We start from the raw sequence: 26,543 nt of genomic DNA on the forward strand, positions 1-26,543 counted from the left end.
AAATTATTGAGCTAAAAATATATAGGAAATAATGGCGCAAAGACCCAAAACAAAAGCAAACAGATATAATCCGATACTTCCGTTTTGTACTTTTTTACCTTGAAAAGCCAGTTCATTAGTCACTTTACCTAATCCGAAGACAACTGCTGATAAACCTGTTTCGATATAGTCCCTAAAGAATTTTGATAAGAAGTTTACCGGAGCTACAAATAGTAAATCATAAGCTTCATCTACATAATATTTGTTGTATAAAACTTTGGCTACGCCAGTTATATTCTCATCAGCTTCAGGAACATTGTCTTGTTTGAAATATTTGATGTAAGCGATTAAGATTCCTAATAATCCACCCACAACAGCAACTCCCATCAGCATATATTCTGTTTTCCCTAAATGATGTTCTTCGCCTGCCACTTTGGTGAATAATGGTGCCAGATATTCATTTAACCAGCTATTTCCAGGAAGACTGATAAGACCTCCAAAAGTAGCTAAAAGTGCTAAAATCATTAAAGGGAAAGTAATCAATCCGTCACTTTCATGTAAATGATGTTTTTGTTCTTCAGTTCCTCTGAAATCTTTAAAGAAAGTAAGAAACATCAATCTGAACATATAAAAAGCTGTCATAATGGAAGCAACAGATCCAATAACATATAATGGAATATTATGGTGGAAAGCCGTTAATAAGATTTCATCTTTAGAGAAGAAACCAGAGAAAAAGGGTACACCAGAAATTGCTAGTGAAGAAATCAACATCGTCCAGAAAGTGACTGGCATTGCTTTGCGCAAACCACCCATTTTACGCATGTCTTGTTCTCCGTGTAATCCGTGAATTACAGATCCTGATCCTAAGAACAAACAAGCTTTAAAGAAAGCGTGAGTTATTACGTGGAAAACGGCAACTTCATAAGCACCAAATCCTAACGCTAAAAACATTAATCCTAATTGAGAAACAGTGGAGTAAGCCAATACTTTTTTAATATCTGTCTGAACCATACCAATTGTTGCCGCTACTAATGAAGTTACAGCTCCAATAATTGCAATTACAGTCTGAACGTCTGGTGCTAAATCAAAAACAAAGTGTAATCTTGTTATCATAAAGATACCGGCAGTAACCATTGTCGCTGCGTGAATCAATGCAGAAACCGGTGTTGGCCCAGCCATCGCATCAGGTAACCAGGTGTATAATGGAATTTGAGCCGATTTACCACAAGCCCCTATAAACAAACATAACGCAGCTAATGAAAGCAATGGTAAATTAAGATTTGTTGCTCCGGAAATTGCAGTTTTTAAAGTTGCATAATCTAAAGTGGAGAACATTGAACCCATGATAAACATTCCAATCAAAAGACCTAAATCTCCAATTCTGTTCATAATGAAGGCTTTTTTCGCAGCATCATTGTAATCCTGATTTTTATGCCAAAATCCAATTAACAAGTACGAACAAAGTCCAACACCTTCCCAGCCAATAAACAAAACTAATAAGTTACTTCCAATTACAAGCGTAATCATGAAGAATACAAACAGATTCAAATACGCAAAGAATTTGTGTATATTCTCATCATCGTGCATATAACTGATAGAGTATAAATGAATCAAAGATCCAATTCCGGTTACAAAAAGCAACCATAAAACAGACAATTGATCTAATAAAAACCCAAGATTAATTTTAAGATTACTGATCTGGATCCAGTCAAATAAAGTGACCTGAATGGCTTTTCCAGTTGAAGTAATTTGATTAAAAAGAATAAGTGTAACCACAAAAGAAACGGCTACAGCTACGGTTCCGAAAATACCCGAAACTGTTTTTCCTAAGCTTTTCCCGAAAAAAACATTAATTAAAAATCCTAAAAAAGGAGATAAAACTAAGACTAAAGCTAAATTGGTATCCATTTCCATTTATCCTTTTAATTTTTTTAAATTATCGATACTAATTGAGCCTAAATTTCTAAAGATAGAAACCAAAATGGCCAATCCTACCGCAACTTCTGCTGCAGCAACTGCCATCGAAAAGAACACAAAAACTTGTCCCTGTGCATCTTGATGATACGTTGAAAAGGCAACAAATAAAAGGTTAACTGCATTCAACATGATTTCGATAGACATGAAAACAATAATAGCATTTCGTCTGTACAATACACCAAAAACACCAATACAAAAAAGTACAACACTTAAAAAGATGTAGTTTTCAATACCTATTTGATTTAATATATTACCCATTATTTATTTAATTTTTCTTTTTTAGACAATAATACTGTTCCAATCATCGCCACTAAAAGCAAAATCGAAGCAAATTCAAACGGAACCATATATTCGTTCAATAATATTTTACCCAATACTTCGATAGACTGAAAATCTTCACCGGTTGAATCATATGCACCAACAATAGGTTTTGAATTAATAAAAATTGCAATCAATACAATAACAATTAAGCAAAAAGAAACAATAGCTCCTAAACGGGTGATTCTAGGTCTGTGTACTTGGTGACGCTCATTTAGATTCATTAACATAATGGTAAAGAGGAACAGAATCATGATAGCTCCAGAGTAGACTATAATATGTACAACAGCCAAAAACTGTGCGTTTAAAAGTAAATAGTGACCTGCAATAGTGAAAAAACAAATTACCAAATAGATGGCGCTGTGAATTGGATTTCTGCTAAAAATGGTTAAAAAAGCGGTTGCAATCGTAATAAACGCCAAGAAACAAAAAATAATTTGTACTGGAGTTGCGTGTGCAAAATCAGGAATATGTATCATTTAGTTAGCATTATTAAGTTGAGTATTTTTGATCGCCACGTCAAGAGGCATCACTAATCTGTCTTTTCCAAAAATAAAATCTTCTCTTTCATAACTGGAAGGAACCAAAACTTTTGAAGTTGTCAAATAAATGGCGTCTTTTGGACAGGCTTCTTCGCAAAGACCACAGAAAATGCATCTTAACATATTGATTTCATAAATCGAAGCGTATTTTTCTTCTCTGTACAAATGTTTCTCATCTGCTTTACGCTCGGCAGCCTTCATTGTAATGGCTTCTGCAGGACATGATAAAGCACATAATCCACAGGCAGTACAGTTTTCGCGACCTTGTTCGTCTCGTTTCAACTGGTGTTGACCACGATAAACCGGACTCATCTCACGCACCTGTTCCGGATAATGAATAGTAGCTTTTTTTCTGAAAAAGTGCTTGATGGTAATCAGTAAGCCTTTTACAATCGCCACAAGATACAATCGTTCCCAAAAAGTCATCTCTTTGTTAGAGACTAGCTTTTTTCTACCCGATAGTGATATAGTTTCTATTGACATTTTAAAGTATAATTTGTGATTCAATTTGATGATAACACCAAAATTTAATCTATTTGTTTTTTATTTAGTAGCTATTTCCTGCTATCCGCTGTATCTTTTATTTTTTAAAGAAAAAAATAAAAGGATGCCGCTGCTATCAGGGCTAGGCTCTCCGTTATTAAAATCCTAAGAAGGCAGCAATTTCGACTCTTAAAATAACAACTCCAGTAATTATAATATTAATAATAGAAAGGGGAATCAAAATTTTCCATCCCAGATTCATTAACTGGTCATATCTAAATCTCGGAATCGTCCAACGTACCCACATATAAAAGAATATGAAAAAACATATTTTTACAAACAACACTGCAATTCCTAATAAGTTAGCCGTATTTATACCAACATTTTCAACCATCCATTGCATTCCCGGATAGTTGTATCCTCCAAAAAACAATACAGATATAATAGTAGCCGAGATAAACATATTCGCATATTCAGCAAATAAATAGAATCCCATTTTCATCGATGAATATTCTGTGTGATATCCACCAATCAATTCAGACTCACATTCCGCCAAGTCAAAAGGCGTTCTGTTGGTTTCTGCGAAAGCACAAATCAGGAAAATCAAAAAAGATAAGGGTTGGTATAATATGTTCCAGTGCCATTCTGATTGTTGTAATGAAATTTCTTTTAAACTCAAAGTTCCAGTCATCATCAACAATGCAATCATCGATAATCCCATCGCAACTTCATAAGAAACCATTTGCGAAGCCGCACGAACAGCACCCATCAAAGAGAACTTATTGTTTGAAGCCCATCCACCAATCATGATTCCGTAAACGCCAACAGAAACAACTCCAAAGAAATACAATAAACCAATATTGATATCTGTAGCCTGTAATAAAATATCCCTTCCAAACAAATGCAATCTGTCTCCCCAGGGAATAACAGCGCTGGTCATCAAAGCCGTACTCATGGCAATGGCCGGACCTACAATAAACAAAAATTTGTTAGGGGTATTAGGAAAAAATTCTTCTTTCGAGAATAATTTTAAACCATCAGCAAGAGGCTGCAATAACCCCCCCCAACCCGCACGGTTTGGACCTACACGATCCTGAAGATAAGCAGCTACTTTACGTTCTGCCCAGGTGGAGTACATCGCCATAATCATCGTTACAGCAAAAACCACTACAATTACAACGCTTTTCTCTATAATAAATGCACCATCTACCATCGTTAAGAATTTTTGTTGTTAGCGTTTAATGGAATTTCAGCCATACTAATTTTTTTACGGTCTTCGTCTCTGCCTAAAAGAATATTCTTTTCTGTGTCGATTTCTACTTTTTCTAATTTTTGAGTGTAATTATTCTGATTGATAACCGAATCTTTTTCAAATTCCCTTGGTCCTTCAATTACCCAGTCATTTACATTTTTGTGGTCAAAACGGCAAGAATTACAAATAAACTCTTCCACTTCATGGTATTCATCTTTGCGACCTGTTACACGTTGAATTTCACCTCCAAACATCCAAACGGTCGTTTTTCCGCAACATCCTGGAGTAGTACATTCTCTGTGTGCATTGTAAGGTTTGTTGAACCAGACTCTTGATTTGAAGCGGAATGTTTTATCAGTCAATGCTCCAACAGGGCAAACGTCAATCATATTTCCTGAGAATTCATTGTCTATAGCTTTTGAGATTCCGGTTGAAATATTAGCATGATCACCACGATCTAATACGCCGTGAACCCTGTTATCTGTCAATTGATCTGCAACCTGTACACATCTTTGACATAAAATACAACGGTTCATATGCAGTTGAATATGTGGACCAATATCTTCTGGTTCGAATGTTCTTTTTTCTTCAATAAAACGTGATTTTGGATTTCCGTGTTCGAAACTTAAATTTTGAAGATCACATTCTCCGGCCTGATCACAAACCGGGCAGTCCAATGGATGATTGATCAATAAAAATTCCGTTACAGATTTACGGGCCTCTGTTACTCTGTCAGAAGACTTACTGTTTACTTCCATTCCGTCCATACAGCCGGTAACGCAAGATGCCATTAATTTGGGCATTGGTCTTGGATCCGCTTCACTTCCTTTGGAAACTTCCACTAAACAACAACGGCATTTTCCGCCGCTGCCTTTTAATTTTGAGTAATAACACATGGCTGGCGGAACTAAATCTCCCCCAATCATACGTGCAGCCTGCAGGATGGTAGTTCCTGGTTCTACGTCGATACTTTGACCGTCTATGGTTACTTTCATCTCTCTTAATGATTTGAATGTCTAAAGTTTAGCTATTCAAAAGATTTGCTGTCCTTTTAATAATCTATATAACTTTGTAATTTCTTTTTTATAATTTATACGATAATCTTACCGCCAACCAAATGTTTTACTTGCGAAAACGGTTCAGCAACAAAATGATCTCTGTGCTTTATTTTTTCAGGGAAACGAACGTGGTATTCAAACTCTTCTCTGAAATGGCGAATTGCTGCAGCAACTGGCCACGAAGCCGCATCGCCAAGCGGGCATATTGTGTTTCCTTCGATTTTACTTTGAATACTCCATAATAATTCGATATCCTCTTCACGACCCTGACCGTTTTCGATTCTCCATAATATTTTTTCCAGCCAGCCTGTTCCTTCACGACAGGGTGTACATTGTCCACAAGATTCATGGTGGTAAAAGCGGGCAAAATTCCAAGTATTTCTTACCACACAAGCAGTGTCGTTATAAACTATAAACCCTCCTGAACCTAACATTGATCCCGTAGCAAAACCACCATCACTTAAAGATTCATAAGACATCAAACGGTCTTCACCATTAGCTGTTTTAAAAATTAATTCAGCTGGTAAAATCGGCACTGAAGATCCTCCTGGTACCAATGCTTTCAAAGGTCTGCTGGAAGACATTCCTCCTAAATATTCATCAGAATTCATGAACTCATCAACAGATAATCCCAATTCAATTTCATAAACTCCCGGATTTTTGATGTGTCCTGAAGCCGAGATTAATTTAGTTCCGGTAGAACGACCGATACCTATTTTAGCATACTCATCACCAGAATTATTTATAATCCATGGCACGGCAGCAATAGTTTCTACGTTATTTACTACAGTTGGATTTGCCCAAAGTCCTGAAACAGCTGGGAAAGGCGGTTTAATACGAGGGTTTCCTCTTTTACCTTCCAGTGATTCAATAAGTGCAGTTTCTTCACCACAAATATAGGCTCCAGCCCCACAGTGAACATATAAATCCAAATCGTAACCTGTACCTAATATATTTTTTCCTAACCAACCAGCAGCTTTAGCTTCGGCAATGGCTCTTTCTAAAATTTTAAAAACCCACATATATTCTCCACGAATGTAGATATACGAAAGGTTTGCGCCTAAAGCAAAACTGGAGGTAATCATTCCTTCAATCAATAGGTGAGGAATAAATTCCATCAAATAACGATCTTTAAAAGTCCCTGGCTCAGATTCGTCAGCGTTGCAAACTAAATGTCTTGGTTTTCCTGATTTTTTATCAATAAAACTCCATTTCATTCCCGCCGGGAAACCAGCTCCGCCACGACCTCTGATTCCTGATTTTTTTACCTCTTCAACAACTTCGTCAGGTGTTAGGGTTTTTAAAGCTTTTTCTACAGAAGCATACCCACCGTTTTGGCGATATATTTCATAAGTCTTAATACCCGGAATATTAATTTTGTCTAATAATATTTTTTTTGACATCTTATTTATCGTGTAATATTATTTTATCATCTCTGCAATCAGCGATTAACTGATCGATTTTTTCTTCTGTCAGTTTTTCTTTGTAGAAATCGCCCAATTGCATCATCGGAGCGTATCCACAGGCACCTAAACATTCTACACCGGCAATGGTAAACATTCCGTCGGGAGTGGTTTCGCCCATTTTAATGCCTAATTTTTCAGAAGTATAATCCATTAAATTTTCGGCACCATTTAAACAACAACAAGAAGTCTGGCAAAACTCGAACATGTATTTTCCAATTGGCTTTTGGTTGTACATGGTATAAAAAGTAACTACCTCGTACACCTCAATTGGCTTGATGTGCAAAATTTCAGCAACTTTATCCTGTAGTTCGATACTCAGCCAGTTGTCATGTGCGTCCTGAACTTCATGCAAAACTGGCAACAAAGCTGATTTTCTCTTGTCTTCCGGATAATGACTGATTAATACATTGATGCGGTTCATCAATGTTTCAGTCATGTTTATTTCTTGTTTGTAATGTTTACGTTCCATTTTTTATTATTTTGAACCTTAAATTTTAAACTTTAAATGTTTTGCATTTATAATTTATAACTCAAAATTTATAATTCATTTATGCGTCTAATTCTCCTGCAATAACATTTAAACTGGACAGAATAACAATTGCATCTGATAATAAGGCGCCTTTGATCATTTCCGGATACGCTTGATAATATATGAAGCATGGTCTTCTGAAATGTAATCTATATGGTGTTCTGCTTCCGTCAGTTACTAAATAAAATCCTAGTTCTCCGTTTCCGCCTTCTACAGGGTGATAAATTTCTGCAACCGGTACAGGAACTTCTCCCATCACAATCTTAAAATGGTAAATTAAAGATTCCATTGAAGTGTAAACATCTTCTTTTGGAGGAAGGTAGTAATCCGGAACTTCTGCATGATATTCATTTCCTGCAGGCATTTTAGCCAAAGCCTGACGAATGATGCTTAAACTTTCCCAAACTTCAGCATTACGAACACAGAAACGATCGTATGTATCGCCTGATTTTCCAACAGGAACAATAAAATCGAAATCTTCGTAAGAGGAGTAAGGTTGTGCCACACGAACATCGTAATCAACTCCGGCAGCACGCAGGTTTGGACCTGTAAATCCATAAGCCATTGCCTGTTCAGCTGAAATAGCACCAACATTTACAGTTCTGTCAATAAAAATTCTGTTTCTTTCAAATAAGTTTTCAAATTCTTTCCAGACAGGAGGAAATTCTTCAAGGAAAGCATCTAGTTTTTTGAAAGCTTCCGGAGACCAATCTCTTTCAAACCCACCGATTCTACCCATATTGGTTGTTAAACGGGCACCACAAATTTCTTCGTAGATTTCGTATATTTTTTCTCTAAATTGAAAAACGTACAAGAAACCGGTATAAGCTCCAGTATCGACACCTAAAATCGAATTACAGATTAAGTGATCTGTAATACGGGCTAATTCCATTACGATAACTCTTAAATATTGAGCTCTTTTTGGAACTTCAATTCCCAATAATTTTTCTAAGGTCATCCACCATCCCATATTGTTAATAGGAGAGGAGCAATAGTTCATACGGTCTGTAAGAGGAGTAATTTGGTAAAAAGGACGATTTTCGGCAATTTTCTCGAAAGCTCTGTGAATGTAACCAATTGTGGGTTCAGCCTCCAGAATTCTTTCTCCATCCATCAACAGGATATTCTGAAAAATACCGTGGGTCGCCGGGTGTGTAGGGCCTAAATTTAGTACTGAAAGTTCACTTCCGTCTTCGTTTAGTCTCTCTGTAATTATTTTAGCATATCGATGCTCTGGTGATAATAATAGTTCTGACATTTTTAATTAATTAAAAATTGATAATTGCCAATTGACAATTAACTATTTATTTTTTATTACAATTCATAATTAGCAATTATACATTGTTAATTAAGCATTGATTGTTGTTCTTCCAAAGAATCTATCATCCTTATCCGTTCTTCCGCTGTCTTCCAATGGAAATTCTTTACGCATCGGAAACGATATCATTTCATCCATATTTAAAATACGTTTCAATTGGGGATGGCCAATAAAGTTCACACCAAAAAAATCGTATGTTTCTCTTTCCATCCAGTTAGAACTCAGGAAAATATTTGAAATAGTTTTTATTTCTGGTTTTTCGCCATTAAGAAATACTTTGATTTTGATACGTTTGTTTTCGTACCAGTTGTGCAAATGATATACAATGGCAAACTGACGCTCAGTTTCGTTATCCGGATAATGTATTCCGCATAAATCTGTTAAAAAGTGAAAACGTAAATCGGCATCGTTTTTTAGAAAAAGAATTAAAGCTGTAATTTTGTCAGCAGAAGCTTCTAATGAAAAAATATCTCTTTCCTGTTGAAAGTTAAAAACATCTGTATTAAATGTTTCTATAAGTTTATCTTGAATTAGGGTGTTTTCTAAAGCCATCTTATGATATATTATAGGAAGCTAATAATTCTTGGTATTCCGGAGAGCTTCTTCTTCTCACAGATTCGCTTCGTACTAATTCTTGAAGTTTCATTACACCATCAACGATTTGTTCGGGTCTTGGTGGGCAGCCCGGTACGTAAACATCAACCGGAATTACTTTGTCTATTCCTTGTAAGACCGAATAAGTGTCAAAAATTCCACCTGAGGAAGCACAGGCCCCGACTGCAATAACCCATCGAGGCTCAGACATTTGTTCGTAAACCTGACGTAAAATAGGTGCCATTTTTTTAGAAATTGTTCCCATTACCATTAGCATATCTGCCTGACGGGGAGAAAAGCTCACGCGCTCAGAACCAAATCTTGCCAAATCGTAATGTGATGCCATAGTTGCCATAAATTCGATTCCGCAACATGAAGTTGCAAAAGGCAATGGCCAAAGAGAATTCGCGCGTGCCATACCTACAACGTCATTTAGTTTTGTAGCGAAGAAACCTTCACCAACAACACCATCAGGAGGGGCAACCATATTTACATTTGAATCACTCATTTTGTATTTTGTATTTTGAATTATAAAATTTTGAATGTTCAATATTTATAATTCAGCATTTATAATTTAAAACAAATATTATTTATTCCCAGTCTAATGCTTTCTTTTTGATAATATAGAAAAAACCAACTAAAAGCAAAGCCATAAAAACAATCATTTTTAACATTCCTTCTATTCCCAATTCCTTAAAGTTTACAGCCCAAGGATAAAGGAAAATTACCTCTACGTCAAACAGAACAAATAAAATAGCTACCAGGAAATATTTTACTGAAAATGGGATACGTGCATTACCAACTGATTCGATACCACATTCAAAGTTTTTATCCTTTGTTTCAGAAGTTCTTTTTGGACCTAATTTTCCGGAAATAATAATAGTTCCCACTACAAAACCAATAGCTAAAATGGCTTGCATTAAAATGGGAAGGTAGCTGTATTGATCAGATTGCATAGACTTAGGGTTTTTACTTAAAGAATAAGCCACAAAGATAACTTTCAACTCTGTAAATCACAAGTTAAAAAATGATTTAAGTTCGGTGCTTAATGAGGTTTGAGTGTAATTTTTATTGATTATAAATAATAATTTGCGCTTTCACATTTTTTTAACAAGTATGCAAAAAAAAACGTTTCGAACTAAATCGAAACGTTTTTAAACCATTCAGAGGCAAAAAAAATAAATTGCTATATTTTTCTTAGATAACTGCTACTTTAGCAGCAACTTTCCCTTTTCTTCCTTCTTCTTCTTCGTAGCTTACTCGGTCACCTTCGCGTAATTCTTCCGCGTTAATTCCTGAAGCGTGAACGAAGATGTCTTTTCCTGTTTCTTCGTCTGTAATGAATCCATAACCTTTAGACTCATTGAAAAATTTTACTGTACCTGTACGCATTGTAATTGTAATAATAATTTATAATAAAGCAAATGTAATATATAAATTCATACAAAAGACACTAAGGTGTTAATTTTTTGTAAAAATTATTGATTTACAGTGTTTTCTGTTTTTAAAATATATCAAATTTGATATTAATTTCGTTGAATTAGCAATCATTTATTAAGGATTAATCAATTCTAACAGTTATTTTATTGTAATAAATGGACTACTTATTAAAAATTCGCTTTTTGATATTATTACAATATTTTTTTAAAAAAAAGAGCAACAAATAAATTGCCGCTCTTTTTGTATTTTTCAATTTCTTCTATAAATTTATTTCAAATCCAATTTAATTGATAATTCTTTCAGTTGTGCATCATCAATTGCAGCAGGTGCATCGATCATGACATCGCGTCCTGAATTGTTTTTTGGGAACGCAATAAAGTCTCTAATGGTTTCCTGACCTCCTAAAATAGCAACAAGTCTGTCCAGACCAAATGCTAAACCTCCATGAGGCGGTGCTCCAAACTGAAAAGCATCCATTAAGAAACCGAATTGTGCTTTTGCTTCTTCTTCTGTAAATCCTAAATATTTAAACATTAATTGTTGAGTTGCTTTATCGTGAATACGAATAGAACCTCCGCCAATTTCATTTCCGTTTAATACCATGTCGTAGGCATTGGCACGAACTTTTCCGGGTTCAGTTTCCAGCAAAGCCATATCTTCCGGTTTTGGAGATGTAAACGGGTGATGCATTGCGTGGTAACGGCCGCTTTCTTCATCTAATTCCAATAAAGGAAAATCTACAACCCATAACGGAGCAAATTCTTCCGGTTTACGTAATCCCAAACGTGTTGCTAATTCCATACGAAGTGCTGAAAGCTGTGCGCGTGTTTTATTTGCAGGACCCGAAAGCACAAAAATCATATCGCCAGGTTTTGCACCTGTAATTTTTGACCATTGTACTAAATCGTCCTGATCGTAAAATTTATCTACAGATGATTTAAAAGTTCCATCGTCATTGCATTTTGCATATACCATTCCGGATGCGCCAACCTGCGGGCGTTTTACCCAGTCAATTAATGCGTCAATTTCTTTACGGGTATAATTTCCTGCTCCCGGAACTGCAATTCCTACAACCAATTCCGCAGTATTGAATACTGGAAAATCTTTATGTTTTGCAAATTCGTTCAATTCACCAAATTCCATTCCGAAACGAATATCCGGTTTGTCATTCCCGTATGTTTTCATGGCATAATCATAGGTAATTCTTGGGAATTTGTCTACATCAATACCTTTAATTTCTTTTAGTAAATGTCTTGTCAATCCTTCAAAGACATTTAAAATGTCTTCTTGCTCCACAAATGCCATTTCGCAGTCGATTTGTGTAAACTCAGGCTGACGGTCCGCACGTAAATCTTCGTCACGGAAACATTTTACAATTTGGAAATATTTATCCATTCCTCCCACCATCAACAATTGTTTAAAAGTTTGTGGTGATTGTGGCAACGCATAAAATTGTCCTTCGTTCATACGGCTTGGCACCACGAAATCTCTTGCGCCTTCCGGAGTCGATTTGATTAAGTAAGGAGTTTCAACTTCGCAGAAATCTAAATCGGATAGATATTTGCGAACTTCCATTGCTACTTTATGACGAAATAACAAACTGTTTTTTACAGGATTTCTTCTGATGTCTAAATAACGGTACTTCATTCTGATATCTTCTCCGCCATCTGTTTCATCTTCAATTGTAAATGGAGGAGTTAGGGCCGCATTTAGAATGTTCAGTTCAGAAACTAAAATTTCAATTTCACCAGTCGGAATATTTTTGTTTTTGGCTTCACGCTCAATAACAGTTCCTTTTACCTGAATTACAAATTCTCTGCCAAGCGTTTTTGCCAATTCAAAAACGGTCTTATCAGTACGGCTTTCGTCAAAAATAAGCTGCGTAATTCCATAACGGTCGCGTAAATCAACCCAATTCATAAATCCTTTATCGCGTGATTTTTGAACCCAACCAGCAAGTGTAACTTCGGTATTAATATTTGAGGCGTTTAATTCGCCACAATTATGACTTCTATACATTGATCAAAATTTTAGACTGCAAAAGTAAACACAAAATTCAAATTAATATAGTAAAGTAAGAACTTGATGCTTATAAAATTGAAATATTTTGTTAACAGGTAATTTTCTCATACAGAATTTCTTTAGATTTGGTCTACTCAAAATAAAATAATATTCATTATGAAAAAAGTCTTTCTTTTAGCTTTGATTATGCTTAGTGCATTCAGTGTGAATGCTCAAACTAAGAATCAAATAAAATTTACTGCTAAAATTGCGAATAGAAATAGCGATACGTTAGTCATCCGCGGAGCTAATAATTTTAAACAAGTAATTCCGATTAATAAAAAGGGATTTTTTGCGGCTACCTTTGAAGCTCCAAAAGGGTTTTATCAATTTGGTGACGGTCGTGAAGTTTCCAGTCTGTATTTAAAACCAAATTCCGAAGTAAACCTGACAATGGATGCTAAACAGTTTGACGAGACTATTGTATATAAAGGTAAAGGTGTTGACGAAAGTAATTTTTTGGCTCAGTATGCTTTGAAAACTGAAAAATTTCAAAATGAAGCTTTCACAAAAGAAGAGGCCGAATTTAATACGATGTTGGAAGCAATGAAAAAATCTGATTTAGAAAGTATTCAAAATGAAAAATTGGATCCAGAATTTCAAACTGCTTTAAAAAATTCAATGGAACAATTTAATCAATATGCTTTTCAGGCATATCAAAGCAATGTGAAGACTAATAAACTTAAAGGTAAACCTTCTCCTGAATTTGATTATGAGAATTACAAAGGAGGAAAAACAAAACTTTCTGATTTAAGAGGAAAATATGTGTACATAGATCTTTGGGCAACATGGTGTGGTCCTTGCAGGGCTGAAATTCCTTTTCTTCAAAAAATTGAAGAGAAATACCACGGAAAGAATATCGAGTTTGTAAGTATTTCGATTGATAAAGCAAAAGATAATGACAAATGGAAAAAATTTGTTGCGGATAAAAATTTAGGAGGAATTCAATTATTTGCTGATAAAGATTGGGAATCTGAATTTGTAATGAGTTATGGTGTAACCGGAATCCCGAGATTTATATTAATTGATCCAAACGGGAATATTGTAAATCCAGATGCAGATAGACCTTCATCTGCAGAATTACAGACACAATTAGATGCTTTATTGAAATAATTCTTGCAAAATTACATCGTTATCGTAATTTAAATATTTTTATAAAAACACCAGTAAAACCAATGCTTCAGCGTTGGTTTTTTTGTTTAATGAAAGTTTCCAATGTTAAGCTTTTATCCAATGTTACCAAATTGTTAACTAAAAGTTTTTTTAATGTAAACATTTTATTATATTTGATAAAGATTTGATAACATTAAACCCTAAAGATATGAAAAAGTGTGTAATTTTAGTTGCAATATTGTTCTCTGGAATTTTAGTTGCACAAGAAACAAAACCTGAATTAGAAGCTGTTGGAAATAAAGTAAGAGCAACTTATTATTATGAAAATGGCAACGTACAACAAGAAGGTTTTTTTAAAGAGGGTAAATTGGACGGTGTTTGGGTCTCTTATGACCAAAATGGAAATAAAACAGCTATCGCAGAATACGCTGACGGATTGAAAACTGGAAAATGGATTTTCTTTAACGAAAAAAATATTTGCCAGGTAGATTATTCAAACAGCAAAATTAATTCGGTTAAGAATTTAGAAGAAAAAATTGTAGCAAATAGAAATTAATATAATTTCAATCTTATAAAAAGGAGAAAGTTTCATTGAAATTTTCTCCTTTTTTTGTGTTTTTATAATTTCTTATTTATTTTCTTTTGGTTTTAATGACAAAACAGCATACAGGGTAATTGATGCTAAAACAATCCAGAAAACATCAATGAAGAAAATCTGATTTTTGTTTTGTATAAAAGAATTCCAAAACCAGTTTTCGCTAACAATTCCATTCGTAACCGGAATTAAAAATCCTAAAACGCTTCCCAAAATTAAACACCATTTGTTAGTAAAAGCATCATTTCTTTTAACGATAAAAAAGATTGCAAGCATTAACCATCCAATAAAATAAATACTGTACAAAGAAGACTGGCTCAATGGATAAAATAGTTTAGCTGCAATAAAAGCTGAGGCTGTAATAGGATACATACTTAAACAAATTGCCAGATAAATATGAACAACACCTTTGTTAAAGCGACGTTTCTTTTCGGGTATATTTTTCTTATCTCTTGCGATTAACCAAATCATGACTCCTGAAATAATTACAAAGCAGGTTATAATCCCTAAAATAAAGCTTACTATTTTTAAGGCATATCCTCCGTAATCACCAAAATGGATGCGATATAAAACATTTTTTACAACGTCTAAATAATTGTTTTGTGTTTCAGGATTTTTCTTTGCAATTTCTTTTCCATCAGAAATGCGATATACTACTTTTCCAATTCCGGTAAATTTTTTACTGTTTACTAATTCACCTTCGACCAAAACATGCATATTGGCATCTCCGTAATTTTGAATATAAACACGATTAATTTCAAAATCGTTCCAATTACTTTTTGCTTTTGAAACTAATTGATTGATGTTGAAAGGAGTTGCTAATTTTTTATTTTCAAACTTATACTCGGAGTCTGTATATTCCAGTTCCTTATATAATTTATTCTGATCTCCTTGATAGAGTGCCATTACAGCAGGAGCAACGATTAGAAGCTTGATCATGAAAAAAGCACCAGTTACTGCATATACAAACTGAAAAGGTAAGCCAATCATTCCTAATGCGGTGTGGGCATCAGTCCATAATGTTTTTAATTTTTCTTTTGGACGGAAAACATAAAAATTAGACACAATTTTTTTCCAGTGCAATAAAACTCCTGTTACTATTGCAAATAAAAAAAACAATGCGATAAAACCTGAAAGGTAATATCCGACAGGATACGGCACCTGAGCAAGAAAATGTAATCGGTATAAAAACTCACCAAGGGAATAAGACTCTTCGTAAGTTGTTGTTTTATAGTTTTTTGTATCTAAATAAAAAAAGCTTCCTTCTTTTTGTTTGGCAGGAGCCAAAGTATCTTTGGTTCCTTCTGCATAAATGTTAACTCTTCTTTCGTTACTGTGTTTAGAAATGGTGATATTTCTTCCGTAGAGAACATATTCTTTATTAAGCTTTTTTAAAGCAGTATCATAGTTTAAATCAATTTCTTTTGTAATGGAAACTGATTCATTTCTTTCCCAATTTATGATTTCATCCCTGAAAAAAGAAAACGATCCGGCAAAGAAAATTACAAAAAGAACGACACTGATAACAATTCCACTAACAGTATGTGTATGGAAATAAATATTATAATTACGATTACTCATAGTTTATTATGCGGTTGTATTATACGTTTGTCCTAAATATATTAGAATTGAGAAAATTAGAGATAGAATTATATAAACCATCCAGATTTTCCAGCCGTTTCTAGCTAAAAAAGCAACAACCATAAGCGCTACCCAAAGGATGAAACCACTAAAAGCCATTGTGATAAGAATGTTTGCACGGTTGAACCAGGAAGCTAAAGCCAAATGAAATGTAACAGAAACGAAATAGCCACCCAGAATGCCAGCTGTAATTTTGGCAAACCGTTGCCATTTTGACTTTGTTAAGTATTTAGGATTTGCTGGCATTTTTACGCGTAATAAAATTCTAATAAAGCGATTATTATAAAAATAATCAATAGTGTTGAACGGTTTATTTTTTTTAGCGGGGCTAATAATACAATTAAACTTCCTACTGCCATCAGCTGAATAAAAAACATCAAAGTGCCACAGCCCAAAGATTTTGAAAAAAGCCAGAAACCATAGGCAGATAAAAGCAAAAATAATCCTGTAATTTTTGTTTGTTTTGGATTCTTCTGCATCCATTTTTCAAAACCTAAATCATACGATAAAACAGCTCTTTTTGAAGTGTAATACAGTGTGTAAAAAGCTAAAAAAACGATAAGACTGGCTATTGTTATCATAATATGGATTTATTTAGGGAATAGCGGGTAATCATGTTGAAAATTTTATGAAGCAAATTTAAGGGTTGACAATCAAGAAAGCAAAATTATTTTTATTTATTCCAAATAAAATAGCATTAATGAAATTAAATTATAAAAAAAGCCTGTTCAAATTGATGAACAGGCTTTAGAATCTAAAATTAAATTATGTATTAATGGGTATGTTTCGGATTGAAACCATCTTCGCTTAGTTCGGTGTGTTCATAATCGGCAACCATTTCAGCTTCGTAATCAATTTTTTCTCCTTTAGATAATTTGGCAATTATTTTCTCCATAATGAGATAAATAACAGGAACCACAACCAAGGTGAGGAATAAAGACGAAATCAATCCTCCAATAATTACCCAAGCCAAACCATTTTTCCATTCAGCCCCTGCTCCAGATGCTAATGCAATCGGGAACATACCAAAAACCATCGCAATTGTGGTCATCAAAATAGGACGTAAACGAGCATGATTTGCCTGAATTAATGCATTTCTGATACTCTCACCCGCAGCTCTTCGCTGGTTCGTATAGTCGACCAGCATAATCGCGTTCTTACACACCAGACCTATCAACATAATAATACCCAAAATGGTAAAGATGTTCAAGGTGTTATTGGTTAAAGCTAAGGCTAAAAGTGCTCCAATAAACGAAAGCGGAATAGCAAACAAGACCACAAAAGGGTGAACGAAACTATCATACAAACCGACCATTACCAAGTAAACCAAGATAATTGCCGCCAATAAAGCGATTCCTAAAGTACCAAAACCTTCACTTTGGTTCTCTTGATCTCCACCCCAAATGTAGTTCACTCCAGTTGGTTTTTTAATTTTATCCAATTTAGCTTGCCATTCGGTCACTACGGTTCCCGAAGCCACCCCAACGTTCTGACCTTGTACGGTAACAGAAGCTGTTTTGTCACGACGCTCTAACTGACTTGGTCCAGAACCTTCAGTAATAGAAGCAAATTGAGAAAGTTTAATTTGTTGTCCGGCATTGTTTACGAAAATCAAATTTGCTACATCGGTAATGCTTTTTCTGTTAAATGCATTGTATTTTATGTTGATGTCGTATTCGTATTCACCAGCTCTAAATTTTCCATCGGTATTACCGCTATAAGCCGTTTGCATTGTCATACCCACCGTTTGAAGCGTTAATCCTAGAGCAGCCATTTTATCACGATCTACTTGTACATTGACTTCCGGATTTCCGTCTTCAACCGTTAACTTGATTTCGGTTGTTCCAGGAATCGTTCTTAAAAGTGCTTCTGCTTGTTTAGCAAATTTCATAGCTTCATCAACAGAAGGGCCTGTTACGATTAAGGCTAATGATGCATCTTCAGCAGTTCCCAAAATACCTACAGGAACTGTTTTCACTTTGGCTCCTACCAGAACTTTTTCTAATTTACGTTTAATTTTTGCAGCATAAACCGAAGCGTCATCAGATCGATCTGCCTGATCAATCATTTTTACATCAATCTCAGCTTTGTAAGCTGTTGCCTGAGAAGCTCCCATTCCTTCAGAAGTCTGACCTACTGTTGTAATTTGGCTTTCTACATATTCTTCATTTTTCAAATAAGCTTCTGCTTTTTGAGTCATAAAGTTGGTTTGTTCCAACGACGCATCTTTTGGCATTTCGATTTGAACTAAAAATTCCCCACTATCTGATTTTGCAAAGAACTCTCCTCCAATAAAACCACCGCCAAATAAACTGAATATGGTTCCGAAAAATAATACCAGTACTACTGCAATAGTTTTAAAATAATGATCTAAACACCAGTTTAGTAATCTGGTAACCCAGTTCGTAAAACGAGTTAAATACTCTTCAAAACCTAAAATAACTCTTTCGAATACGTTTTTACCTTCTAAATGTTCTAATTTCCCAAAACGAGAAGATAACCAAGGGATAATAGTAAAAGAAGCTAATAATGAGAATAAGGTAGAGATAATAACGGTTACACAGAATTGTGTAATAATGTTAGAAACCAATCCTGTACTCATCGCAATTGGTAAAAACACCACTACAATTACCAAAGTAATGGAAGTTACAGTCCCACCAATTTCGGCAGTTCCGTCATAGGACGCACGAATACGGCTTTTGCCCATTTCCATATGTCGGTAAATGTTCTCTAATACCACAATGGCATCATCAACTAAAATACCTACTACCAGAGATAATCCTAATAAACTCATTAAGTTTAAAGTGTATCCTAAAAGATAAATTCCGATAAAAGTTGCAATTAACGAAGCAGGAATCGAAACCATTACAATCAATGAGTTACGAATACTGTGAAGGAAAAATAACATTACAAAGGCAACCAGAATTACAGCAATTAATAAATCGTGTATAACAGAATCTGCCGCTTCTAAAGTATATTCGGTACTGTCTTTTGCAATTTTCAGTGATAATTCAGATGTTTTATAATCGACTTCAAGTTCAGCAATTTTGCTCTTCAGGTCTTCACTTACAGCAACCGCATTCGCATCTGATTGTTTGATTACTTGTAAAATAATGGCGCTTTTTTGATCTACACGAGATACTTTTTCGGCAATTTTCTGAGCATCCTGTACATCAGCAATATCCTTTAAACGAATTTCAATACCACCATTAGAAGAGACAACTAAATTTCTTAATTCCTCAACATTTTTGTATTTACCCGCTAAACGAATTAATATTTTTTGATCTCTAGTTTGAATATTTCCTGTTGGAAAATCCAGATTAGAACTTAAAATGATTTGTTGTACCTGAGGAACAGAAAGGTTGTACCCTTGCATTTTTACTGCATCCAGATTTACCTGAATTTCACGTTCCTGGCCTCCAATAATATTTACCTGAGCCACACCTTGAACACGAGACAGAATAGGAGCAATTTTTTTATCAATCAAATCATAAAAGGTAGCTTCATCCATTTTACCATTTGCACCAATGGTCATAATTGGTAAATCACTTAAAGAGAACTTAGTTAATGAAGGTGGATCTGCATCATCGGGCAAATCACTTAAAACCGCGTTAATTTTACGCTGAGCATCATTCATTGAAATATCGACATCAGCATTTGATGTTAAAGTAATCGATACTACAGACAGACTTTCGTAAGACTTTGAATCAATTTTTTTAATATTTTCAAGGGATGCAATTGCATCTTCGACTTTTTTGGTTACCGTGTTTTCTATTTCACTCGGGGATGCTCCTGGATAAACAGTCGAAATGGTAATTACATTGGTTTCGAATTTTGGAATCAATTCATAGCCTAATTGGCTATAACTGAATAGTCCACCAAGTGTTAGTATCGTAAAAAGAACGATAACTAACGAAGGACGTTTTATGGATATTTCGGCTAATTTCATATATTTTTTTAAATTTTATTAAGTACTTAGTTTTAAGGCCCTAGTCCTTTGGAGGTTATTAATTTGAGTATTTTAAGGGCTAATTACTCCGTACTAATTACTTTTTATTTAATAATTTCTACTGTATTTCCGTCTTGTAAGTTAATTTGCCCTGTAACAATTACAGTATCTCCATCGGATAATCCATTAATAATTTCAACCTGATCTCCTAAAATTTTTCCAGCCGTTACTTTTTTCAATTTTGCAATACCATTTTCCACAACAAAAATTTCGTTGCTGCTTACACTTCCAACAAATGCATTTCGGGGTACAACCATTAAATTTTGTTTTTGCTGGTTTGAACCAAATTTTGCACTACCATACATACCCGCTTTCAGGTCATTGTTTGCGTTGTTTGTAATTTCAATTTCAACAGGAAAACTCAAAGTTTCATCAGCTTTAGAAGCGATAAAAGTAATTTTTCCAGAAAAAGTTTTATCAGGATAGACACTTGCAGTAACAGTTACGTTGTTTCCTTTTTTCAAAGAGGCAACCTGAGATTCGTTTACAGTAACGACTAATTTTAGTTTCGAAACATTTACAATATCAAATAATGCAGTTGCCGGCATTCCTGTTAAAATAGACCCTGGCTCAATGTATTTTTTATTGATGAATCCGTTTATTGGCGCTTTTACTCTGGTATCGCCAACATTAATATTAGCTTGTTTTAGGTTTGTTTCAGCATTAGTTAAAGCTAATTTTGCCTGATCTAATTGTTGTTTGGTTACACCTCCAGATTTAAAAGCATTTTCATATCTGGCATAATCAGATTTTGCATTTTGATAAGATGCCTGAGCTTGCTGGGCACTTACATTAATTGCATCACCTCTCATAGTTAATAAAGTCTGACCAACTCTTACATAGTCTCCTTCTTTTGCTAAAACACTAATAACTTTTCCAGATTTCTCTGCAGAGAAAGTCAATTCCTGAATCGGTTCAAAGTTTCCGTTTGCGACGAAGTCCAATGAAACTTCTTCTGTTTTTACAGAAGCAACTTTAACAGAAACAGATGCATTTTTTTCTGCCACAATATCTGTTTTAGCTTTATTCTCCGCTTTATTTTTAGTTAATACGTATCCAATTACTGCCAATGCGGCAACTATGACTACAATCGTTATAATAATTTTTTTCATTTTCTTAGTTATTTAATAAGTGTTTTTAGTTCTCCTTTTGATTTGATTAATGCTACTTCGGCAATTTTATAATCTAAAATTGCTCTGGTATAGTTATTTTGGGCTTGAAGTGATTCATTTTCCGAATCTAATAAATCGGTTAATGAAGCTAATCCCTGAAGATAATTGTTTTTCGTATTGCTTAAAATTTCTTTAGCCAAACGCATATTTTCTTTTTGATTCTCTATAGTAATCAGATTATTTTCTATTTGAGCCATGGCATTTCTGTAATCCAGATCAAGAGAAAGTTTAGTGTCTTTAATATCTTCCTGAAGAGATCTGATTTCAACATCTGCTTGTCTTACTTTAGCGCGAGTTCCAAAACCTGTAAAAATTGGCACATGTAAATTCAATCCAATAGCGGAGTAATCTGACCAGTAAACACCGTCTTTTGGTTTTGCGAAAAGCGGCATTTCCGGCCCTTGTCCAATATAATTGTAATTCGCAATTAAAGATAATGTTGGATAATAACCTGCTTCAACTGCTTTTTTATTGAATACTAACAATTCTTCTTGTTTCTTCAAAAGCAAGTATTCTGTCCTGTTTTCAATATTAGGAACTTCGGTTAATGCAGCCGGTACCACTTCAAATTCTTCTTTTGGAATTTCTATTTGTGCTTCAATAGGCATTCCCATGTAAAACTTCAAAGCATTTTCCTGTAAAGTAATCTGATTTTTCATTTGTTGGCGTTCAGTATCAATGTTTGACATTTTTACGATAATTCGGTCTAAGTCAATTTTTTTAGCCAGACCGTTGTCAAATTGTCCCTTAACAATATCACGAACTTTAGTAGTATTAACGTAATTACTATCTAATAAAATTAATCTTTCACGTTGTACATATACTGCGTAATAATTATTAGCTACTCTTTCAATAACTTGTTCTTCAGTTAACTGATCGTTTATTTGATAAAATTCACGAGTTGATTTAGCTGCTTTTAATCCTGTAAAAACCGATTGATCAAATAAAGCCTGACTCAAAGAGACACCCGCTCCTGAAGTCCATTTTTGACCAAATGCCGCCTGTATAGTAGTTCCCGGCTGTCCAAATCCTGCTCCGTCAATAACGGTAGTTTGTATGATAGGATTATAAGTTAAGCTTGCGTTTCCGCTAATTTGTGGTAATGCTCTGGAGCGAATTTCCTGAATTTGATATTCGCTGTTTTCAACCTGTAATTTCGATTTCTTAGCATCGGCTTTGTTTTGAAGCGCATATGTAAGGGCATCTTTTAAGGTTAAAGTTTTGACTTGTGCGTTGGCAGACAAGCCAATTGAACACAAAAATATAAGAATTATTCTTTTCATAAATTATAGATTGATGATTAAATACTAATTTTTTTAAGTTGTTTTTCTAATTCCAGTATTCCTTTTGCTGTTGCCATTGCTCTGGTATGGTATTCTAATGCTTCTAATTCTACCTGTTGAGCTTCTTTTTCAGAAACAGTAGTTTCATTAATGTGAAAGATCAGGGTATAATAAAATTTCACATAAATATCAATATTTAAATCTTTACGATATAATTCCTGATTAATTCCTTTTACTATATTTTCTCTAAAATAGAGGCTGCATTGATCAATCTCATGGGATAGCACATTCTGGTAAATCTCCGGATAATGTTTTTTGAGTTGATAAATAGGAGAAGTATCTGTATTATTTTTGAACATATCACGAAACATCTCCCTGATTTCAAAATTTTCATGAATTGCATTAAAGTTTTTAGCCACAATGGTGTCAATAATATTATGAACTTGTCTGTGAACCAATGAGGTACTTTCTTCAATTAAAACCTCCTTGTTGCAGAAATATTTATAAATGGTTTTTTTAGAAATACACATTTCGCCGGCAATATCATCCATAGTAACACTTTTAAAACCAAGTTTTAAAAACAGATCACTTGCTTTGGCTATTATTTTTTCTTTCATTTTAATTTTCAAATTGGATTACAAATATAAGCCGGAAACTTTTATTGAAAAAATAGTTTCCGTTGTTTTGTAATAATTTTACATTAATTTATCAAGTCGAAAACTCATATACTAAACTCAAGATTGGCTATAAGTTTAATATCTTTTCCTAATGCCAGTCCTCCATTATGATTGTATGAGTTGTAATCTAAGCCGAAATCCTGACGTTTAATATCTCCTTTAATTTCAAAAGCTACTTTTTTCTCCCCATTATAGGTATTAACCCCAATAAATTCAGCATCAAGTTCAACAACTCTGGTAACATCTTTTATGGTTAAATCACCTTTAAAGAAATTGATGTTGTTATTTACTTTTTGAAAAGAAGTCGATTTGAAACTAATAATCGGATGTTCATTTACATTAAATAAGTCATTCAATTGTATGTGTGTGTCGATTTGCTGAAAACTATCAGCCTTATTATTTATATCTAATGAAAACTCAACCGAAGCATCTTCAATTTCATTATTCTCAATATCTACATAACCGCCAAATTTGTTTACAGTTCCTCCTAAATAGGCAATTATCGAATGTCTCATTTTTATTAAAACGTCTGATTGGCTAGAATTTATAGTCCATTTTGTTTTCATAAATATTCAGTTTTGTTGAGATTGTTAATTATTCAAATCTCTCTCGGAAACTTTTCGAGTATTCAAAGTTTCCAATTAAGAGCGCAAATATAGACAGGAAACTTTAGAAACCAAAAAAGTTTCCGAGTTTTTTTTAAAAATAATTTAACAGATTAATAACGAGCATCTTTAAAGTTACTTTTTGGAGAAACTAAGAGCCTTTTTAAATTTTAGAAACTTTAATTAACATTTGAATTGTATCTTTGGAGCTCGTTAATCAGATTTTCATTTTATGCACCTTATTAGTCAGTATCAGGATTTTTTTATTAGTTATTTAAAAGAACAAAGGATTACTAAAGAACCCAAAAATCTTTACGAACCAATTGAGTATATTTTAGGTCTTGGCGGAAAACGCATGCGTCCGGTATTAACTCTAATGGCGGCAGAAGTTTTTGATGCCGATTATAAAATAGCGCTTCCTGCTGCAATGGCTGTAGAGGTTTTTCATAATTTCTCATTGGTTCATGATGATATTATGGATGATGCACCTTTGCGCAGAGGAAAAGAAACCGTACATGAAAAATGGAATCTGAATACCGGAATTTTATCCGGAGATGCAATGCTTATTCTGGCTTATCAATATTTTGAACAATATGAACCAGCCGTTTTTATGGATTTAGCAAAATTATTCAGCAAAACGGCATTAGAAGTTTGCGAAGGCCAGCAATGGGATGTCGATTTTGAAACCCGTACCAATGTTACAATTCCGGAATACCTGAAAATGATCGAATATAAAACAGCTGTTTTGGTTGCTGCAGCCATGAAAATGGGCGCAATTGTAGCTAAAACTTCTCAAAAAGAAGCCGATTTAATTTATGATTTCGGACTTAATTTGGGATTGGCGTTTCAATTACAGGATGATTATTTAGATGCTTTTGGAGATCCAGAAACTTTCGGGAAACAAGTTGGCGGTGATATTATAGAAAACAAAAAAACTTATTTGTACTTAAAAGCGATGGAGTTTTCGGTTGTAGAAAAAGCTTCTGAACTGCAAAAATTATTCAGCGAAGAATTAGAAGATAACACCAGTAAAATAGAAACTGTAAAGACAATTTTTAATGAATCTGGTGCCTCAGATGCGACTCAGAAAGCTATAGAAACATACACTTTTAAAGCTTTTGAAACTCTTAAAAAAATGGATATTAATGCAGAAAAGAAAAACATCCTGAAAACTTTTGGCAAAAATCTAATGGGTAGAAAAGTTTAATACATAAGATTTATGAATGCCCAAATAAAATCAGTTTTCTTTAATGACAAAAATTATAATGCCAAAAAGCAATTGTTCTTTGCAATTTGCTTTCCTTTTTTTACAATTCTCGCATTGGGAATTGACAGTGTGACTTTTAATGAAAATTATTTTGATGGCCGCCAAATCACGAATTTTTTAGCCATACTTTATTTCTTCTTTTTCTTTTGGTTTTCAGCATCTTATTTAAGGAAATTAATGTTTGTGATGGTTTTTTTGTCTTATATAGGGGAACTGATTTTTTGCACATTACTCGGAATGTACAATTACAGAACAATAGTTATTCCTTTATATGTTCCTTTTGGTCATGCAATTGTGTACGCTTCGGGTTATGTGTATGCGCGTACAGATTGGGCAGTTAAAAACGATCTTTCTCTTAAAAAATATTTTGCGGTTGGATTCCTCATGTTGTTTTTATGTGTTGGAATTTTTCTGAAAGATGTTTTTTCACTGATTTTCGGAATCTTTTTCTTTTTGCTTTTGAAGAGAAAAAAATGGCAGAACTTATATTATTTCATTGCCATTTGTGTTATATTTATTGAGCTTGTGGGGACCTATTTTCAATGCTGGAAATGGATACCAAAAACGTTCGGATTAATTCCGGCCGCCAACCCGCCAATGGGTGCCGTTTTTTTTTACGCAGGAGGCGATGTGCTTTTGTCTAAAATTGTGGATTACTGGAAATCGAAAACCATAAAAAATCAGTTTTAATTGTCATTAATTTGTGAAGTTAGTTTTTACATTGAAATTTGATTTTGCGATCAAGATTGCGATTGATTTTTGACATTGCCATTGAAATTTGCCATTGAACATGAATATTAAAAATATGTATATCAAACCATTAAATACTGATTTGTTATTCGAAGAAGCCCAAAAGGAATCTTTGTACCTAAAACTGATCGAACAAATCAACAAGGATTTTAATCTGGCAAACGAAGGAATTGATTTTCCCTTAAGCATATCTCCTGACGAATTGAAAATCCAGCTTCACGAAAAAATCTACCGAATGATTCAGTATAAGTTTGCTGAATACCTGAATCTCCTTTATATAATCGATGTTGCGGAAAACGAAATCAAACAGCTCGACGGATCTGATTTGGTTGCTCTGGCTGAACAGGTTTCTTTTTTGATATTAAAAAGAGAATGGCAGAAGGTTTGGTTTCGGAATTTCTATAAGTAAGGTTT

Annotated in this window: 27 protein-coding genes; 5 read left to right on the plus strand and 22 right to left on the minus strand. The window is 34.1% G+C overall.

Annotation, left to right across the window (positions count from 1 at the left end):
• Positions 1-3: 3 nt before the first annotated feature.
• The 14 genes from nuoL to aspS all read right to left on the minus strand — a co-directional run bounded on the left by nuoL (position 4) and on the right by aspS (position 12,975).
• On the minus strand, positions 4-1,887 hold the full coding sequence (gene nuoL / locus ACEN2I_RS13825; RefSeq protein ID WP_441766685.1) for an NADH-quinone oxidoreductase subunit L: 1,884 nt from the start codon (positions 1,885-1,887) through the stop codon (positions 4-6).
• Positions 1,888-1,893: 6 nt separating this feature from the next.
• Positions 1,894-2,214 (minus strand): NADH-quinone oxidoreductase subunit NuoK, encoded by a 321-nt coding sequence (gene nuoK, locus ACEN2I_RS13830; RefSeq protein WP_007809119.1) that lies wholly within the window; start codon positions 2,212-2,214, stop codon positions 1,894-1,896.
• A complete protein-coding gene (locus ACEN2I_RS13835) occupies positions 2,214-2,753 on the minus strand; it encodes an NADH-quinone oxidoreductase subunit J family protein (RefSeq protein WP_441766686.1) in 540 nt (179 codons plus the stop codon). Before ACEN2I_RS13835 ends, nuoK begins: the two co-directional genes overlap by 1 nt.
• On the minus strand, positions 2,754-3,299 hold the full coding sequence (locus ACEN2I_RS13840; protein ID WP_441766687.1) for a NuoI/complex I 23 kDa subunit family protein: 546 nt from the start codon (positions 3,297-3,299) through the stop codon (positions 2,754-2,756).
• 157 nt (positions 3,300-3,456) lie between these two features.
• Positions 3,457-4,512: an NADH-quinone oxidoreductase subunit NuoH gene (gene nuoH / locus ACEN2I_RS13845; RefSeq protein ID WP_441766688.1), complete on the minus strand. Its 1,056-nt coding sequence runs from the start codon at positions 4,510-4,512 to the stop codon at positions 3,457-3,459.
• Between the two features lie 2 nt (positions 4,513-4,514).
• Entirely contained in the window at positions 4,515-5,546 is a 1,032-nt protein-coding gene (locus ACEN2I_RS13850) for a 2Fe-2S iron-sulfur cluster-binding protein (RefSeq protein ID WP_441766689.1), read from the minus strand.
• 95 nt (positions 5,547-5,641) lie between these two features.
• Positions 5,642-7,012, minus strand: a complete 1,371-nt coding sequence (gene nuoF, locus ACEN2I_RS13855; protein ID WP_441766690.1) for an NADH-quinone oxidoreductase subunit NuoF — start codon at positions 7,010-7,012, stop codon at positions 5,642-5,644.
• Position 7,013: 1 nt separating this feature from the next.
• Positions 7,014-7,544, minus strand: a complete 531-nt coding sequence (locus tag ACEN2I_RS13860) for a complex I 24 kDa subunit family protein (protein WP_441766691.1) — start codon at positions 7,542-7,544, stop codon at positions 7,014-7,016.
• A gap of 79 nt (positions 7,545-7,623) precedes the next feature.
• Entirely contained in the window at positions 7,624-8,862 is a 1,239-nt protein-coding gene (locus tag ACEN2I_RS13865; protein ID WP_441766692.1) for an NADH-quinone oxidoreductase subunit D, read from the minus strand.
• Positions 8,863-8,952: 90 nt separating this feature from the next.
• Positions 8,953-9,474 (minus strand): NADH-quinone oxidoreductase subunit C, encoded by a 522-nt coding sequence (locus ACEN2I_RS13870; RefSeq protein WP_441766693.1) that lies wholly within the window; start codon positions 9,472-9,474, stop codon positions 8,953-8,955.
• Between the two features lies 1 nt (position 9,475).
• Positions 9,476-10,024 (minus strand): NADH-quinone oxidoreductase subunit B, encoded by a 549-nt coding sequence (locus tag ACEN2I_RS13875; protein ID WP_441766694.1) that lies wholly within the window; start codon positions 10,022-10,024, stop codon positions 9,476-9,478.
• A gap of 82 nt (positions 10,025-10,106) precedes the next feature.
• Positions 10,107-10,472: an NADH-quinone oxidoreductase subunit A gene (locus ACEN2I_RS13880; RefSeq protein ID WP_441766695.1), complete on the minus strand. Its 366-nt coding sequence runs from the start codon at positions 10,470-10,472 to the stop codon at positions 10,107-10,109.
• A 241-nt stretch (positions 10,473-10,713) separates the two neighbouring features.
• Complete coding sequence (locus tag ACEN2I_RS13885) at positions 10,714-10,908, minus strand: cold-shock protein (protein WP_007137066.1); 195 nt, start codon at positions 10,906-10,908, stop codon at positions 10,714-10,716.
• 315 nt (positions 10,909-11,223) lie between these two features.
• Positions 11,224-12,975: an aspartate--tRNA ligase gene (gene aspS / locus ACEN2I_RS13890; RefSeq protein WP_441766696.1), complete on the minus strand. Its 1,752-nt coding sequence runs from the start codon at positions 12,973-12,975 to the stop codon at positions 11,224-11,226.
• Positions 12,976-13,134: 159 nt separating this feature from the next.
• On the opposite strand from aspS, the gene ACEN2I_RS13895 reads away from it, so the two are divergent.
• Together ACEN2I_RS13895 and ACEN2I_RS13900 are read left to right on the plus strand one after the other, a co-directional pair.
• The gene (locus tag ACEN2I_RS13895) at positions 13,135-14,130 is read left to right on the plus strand and encodes a TlpA family protein disulfide reductase (RefSeq protein ID WP_441766697.1); all 996 of its coding nucleotides are present in this window, start codon (positions 13,135-13,137) and stop codon (positions 14,128-14,130) included.
• 208 nt (positions 14,131-14,338) lie between these two features.
• Entirely contained in the window at positions 14,339-14,686 is a 348-nt protein-coding gene (locus tag ACEN2I_RS13900; RefSeq protein ID WP_441766698.1) for a toxin-antitoxin system YwqK family antitoxin, read from the plus strand.
• Positions 14,687-14,758: 72 nt separating this feature from the next.
• Here the strand turns inward: ACEN2I_RS13900 and ACEN2I_RS13905 are convergent, their stop codons facing one another.
• From ACEN2I_RS13905 to ACEN2I_RS13940, 8 genes are all read right to left on the minus strand, one after another.
• On the minus strand, positions 14,759-16,306 hold the full coding sequence (locus ACEN2I_RS13905; protein ID WP_441766699.1) for a PepSY-associated TM helix domain-containing protein: 1,548 nt from the start codon (positions 16,304-16,306) through the stop codon (positions 14,759-14,761).
• Between the two features lie 6 nt (positions 16,307-16,312).
• Entirely contained in the window at positions 16,313-16,612 is a 300-nt protein-coding gene (locus tag ACEN2I_RS13910) for a hypothetical protein (RefSeq protein ID WP_441766700.1), read from the minus strand.
• Positions 16,613-16,614: 2 nt separating this feature from the next.
• Positions 16,615-16,947: a hypothetical protein gene (locus tag ACEN2I_RS13915; RefSeq protein WP_441766701.1), complete on the minus strand. Its 333-nt coding sequence runs from the start codon at positions 16,945-16,947 to the stop codon at positions 16,615-16,617.
• A gap of 191 nt (positions 16,948-17,138) precedes the next feature.
• Positions 17,139-20,315: an efflux RND transporter permease subunit gene (locus tag ACEN2I_RS13920; protein ID WP_441766702.1), complete on the minus strand. Its 3,177-nt coding sequence runs from the start codon at positions 20,313-20,315 to the stop codon at positions 17,139-17,141.
• A gap of 104 nt (positions 20,316-20,419) precedes the next feature.
• Positions 20,420-21,487, minus strand: a complete 1,068-nt coding sequence (locus ACEN2I_RS13925) for an efflux RND transporter periplasmic adaptor subunit (RefSeq protein WP_441766703.1) — start codon at positions 21,485-21,487, stop codon at positions 20,420-20,422.
• Positions 21,488-21,495: 8 nt separating this feature from the next.
• Complete coding sequence (locus tag ACEN2I_RS13930) at positions 21,496-22,830, minus strand: TolC family protein (protein ID WP_441766704.1); 1,335 nt, start codon at positions 22,828-22,830, stop codon at positions 21,496-21,498.
• 17 nt (positions 22,831-22,847) lie between these two features.
• A complete protein-coding gene (locus ACEN2I_RS13935; protein WP_441766705.1) occupies positions 22,848-23,447 on the minus strand; it encodes a TetR/AcrR family transcriptional regulator in 600 nt (199 codons plus the stop codon).
• 104 nt (positions 23,448-23,551) lie between these two features.
• Positions 23,552-24,073: a YceI family protein gene (locus ACEN2I_RS13940; protein ID WP_441766706.1), complete on the minus strand. Its 522-nt coding sequence runs from the start codon at positions 24,071-24,073 to the stop codon at positions 23,552-23,554.
• Between the two features lie 271 nt (positions 24,074-24,344).
• Between ACEN2I_RS13940 and ACEN2I_RS13945 the strand changes: the two genes are divergently transcribed.
• The 3 genes from ACEN2I_RS13945 (at position 24,345) to ACEN2I_RS13955 (ending at position 26,538) form a co-directional block, all read left to right on the plus strand.
• The gene (locus ACEN2I_RS13945) at positions 24,345-25,319 is read left to right on the plus strand and encodes a polyprenyl synthetase family protein (RefSeq protein WP_441766707.1); all 975 of its coding nucleotides are present in this window, start codon (positions 24,345-24,347) and stop codon (positions 25,317-25,319) included.
• Positions 25,320-25,331: 12 nt separating this feature from the next.
• Positions 25,332-26,069, plus strand: a complete 738-nt coding sequence (locus ACEN2I_RS13950) for a hypothetical protein (protein WP_441766708.1) — start codon at positions 25,332-25,334, stop codon at positions 26,067-26,069.
• A gap of 115 nt (positions 26,070-26,184) precedes the next feature.
• Positions 26,185-26,538, plus strand: coding sequence for a hypothetical protein (locus ACEN2I_RS13955; RefSeq protein WP_441766709.1), 354 nt, complete (start codon positions 26,185-26,187; stop codon positions 26,536-26,538).
• Positions 26,539-26,543 lie beyond the last annotated feature (5 nt).

It is taken from the genome of Flavobacterium sp. W22_SRS_FK3 (genome assembly GCF_052113665.1).
In the GTDB taxonomy this organism is placed as follows: domain Bacteria; phylum Bacteroidota; class Bacteroidia; order Flavobacteriales; family Flavobacteriaceae; genus Flavobacterium.

Coding starts and splice junctions, on each gene's coding strand:
- nuoH (WP_441766688.1), bottom strand. CDS start 4,512: ATGGTAGATGGTGCATTTATTATAGAGAAAAGCGTTGTAATTGTAGTG.
- ACEN2I_RS13915 (WP_441766701.1), bottom strand. CDS start 16,947: ATGATAACAATAGCCAGTCTTATCGTTTTTTTAGCTTTTTACACACTG.
- ACEN2I_RS13920 (WP_441766702.1), bottom strand. CDS start 20,315: ATGAAATTAGCCGAAATATCCATAAAACGTCCTTCGTTAGTTATCGTT.
- ACEN2I_RS13910 (WP_441766700.1), bottom strand. CDS start 16,612: ATGCCAGCAAATCCTAAATACTTAACAAAGTCAAAATGGCAACGGTTT.
- ACEN2I_RS13880 (WP_441766695.1), bottom strand. CDS start 10,472: ATGCAATCTGATCAATACAGCTACCTTCCCATTTTAATGCAAGCCATT.
- ACEN2I_RS13895 (WP_441766697.1), top strand. CDS start 13,135: ATGAAAAAAGTCTTTCTTTTAGCTTTGATTATGCTTAGTGCATTCAGT.
- ACEN2I_RS13865 (WP_441766692.1), bottom strand. CDS start 8,862: ATGTCAGAACTATTATTATCACCAGAGCATCGATATGCTAAAATAATT.
- ACEN2I_RS13840 (WP_441766687.1), bottom strand. CDS start 3,299: ATGTCAATAGAAACTATATCACTATCGGGTAGAAAAAAGCTAGTCTCT.
- ACEN2I_RS13860 (WP_441766691.1), bottom strand. CDS start 7,544: ATGGAACGTAAACATTACAAACAAGAAATAAACATGACTGAAACATTG.
- ACEN2I_RS13900 (WP_441766698.1), top strand. CDS start 14,339: ATGAAAAAGTGTGTAATTTTAGTTGCAATATTGTTCTCTGGAATTTTA.
- ACEN2I_RS13870 (WP_441766693.1), bottom strand. CDS start 9,474: ATGGCTTTAGAAAACACCCTAATTCAAGATAAACTTATAGAAACATTT.
- ACEN2I_RS13950 (WP_441766708.1), top strand. CDS start 25,332: ATGAATGCCCAAATAAAATCAGTTTTCTTTAATGACAAAAATTATAAT.
- ACEN2I_RS13935 (WP_441766705.1), bottom strand. CDS start 23,447: ATGAAAGAAAAAATAATAGCCAAAGCAAGTGATCTGTTTTTAAAACTT.
- aspS (WP_441766696.1), bottom strand. CDS start 12,975: ATGTATAGAAGTCATAATTGTGGCGAATTAAACGCCTCAAATATTAAT.
- ACEN2I_RS13955 (WP_441766709.1), top strand. CDS start 26,185: ATGTATATCAAACCATTAAATACTGATTTGTTATTCGAAGAAGCCCAA.
- ACEN2I_RS13875 (WP_441766694.1), bottom strand. CDS start 10,024: ATGAGTGATTCAAATGTAAATATGGTTGCCCCTCCTGATGGTGTTGTT.
- ACEN2I_RS13945 (WP_441766707.1), top strand. CDS start 24,345: ATGCACCTTATTAGTCAGTATCAGGATTTTTTTATTAGTTATTTAAAA.
- ACEN2I_RS13885 (WP_007137066.1), bottom strand. CDS start 10,908: ATGCGTACAGGTACAGTAAAATTTTTCAATGAGTCTAAAGGTTATGGA.
- ACEN2I_RS13850 (WP_441766689.1), bottom strand. CDS start 5,546: ATGAAAGTAACCATAGACGGTCAAAGTATCGACGTAGAACCAGGAACT.
- nuoF (WP_441766690.1), bottom strand. CDS start 7,012: ATGTCAAAAAAAATATTATTAGACAAAATTAATATTCCGGGTATTAAG.
- ACEN2I_RS13925 (WP_441766703.1), bottom strand. CDS start 21,487: ATGAAAAAAATTATTATAACGATTGTAGTCATAGTTGCCGCATTGGCA.
- nuoL (WP_441766685.1), bottom strand. CDS start 1,887: ATGGATACCAATTTAGCTTTAGTCTTAGTTTTATCTCCTTTTTTAGGA.
- nuoK (WP_007809119.1), bottom strand. CDS start 2,214: ATGGGTAATATATTAAATCAAATAGGTATTGAAAACTACATCTTTTTA.
- ACEN2I_RS13905 (WP_441766699.1), bottom strand. CDS start 16,306: ATGAGTAATCGTAATTATAATATTTATTTCCATACACATACTGTTAGT.
- ACEN2I_RS13930 (WP_441766704.1), bottom strand. CDS start 22,830: ATGAAAAGAATAATTCTTATATTTTTGTGTTCAATTGGCTTGTCTGCC.
- ACEN2I_RS13835 (WP_441766686.1), bottom strand. CDS start 2,753: ATGATACATATTCCTGATTTTGCACACGCAACTCCAGTACAAATTATT.
- ACEN2I_RS13940 (WP_441766706.1), bottom strand. CDS start 24,073: ATGAAAACAAAATGGACTATAAATTCTAGCCAATCAGACGTTTTAATA.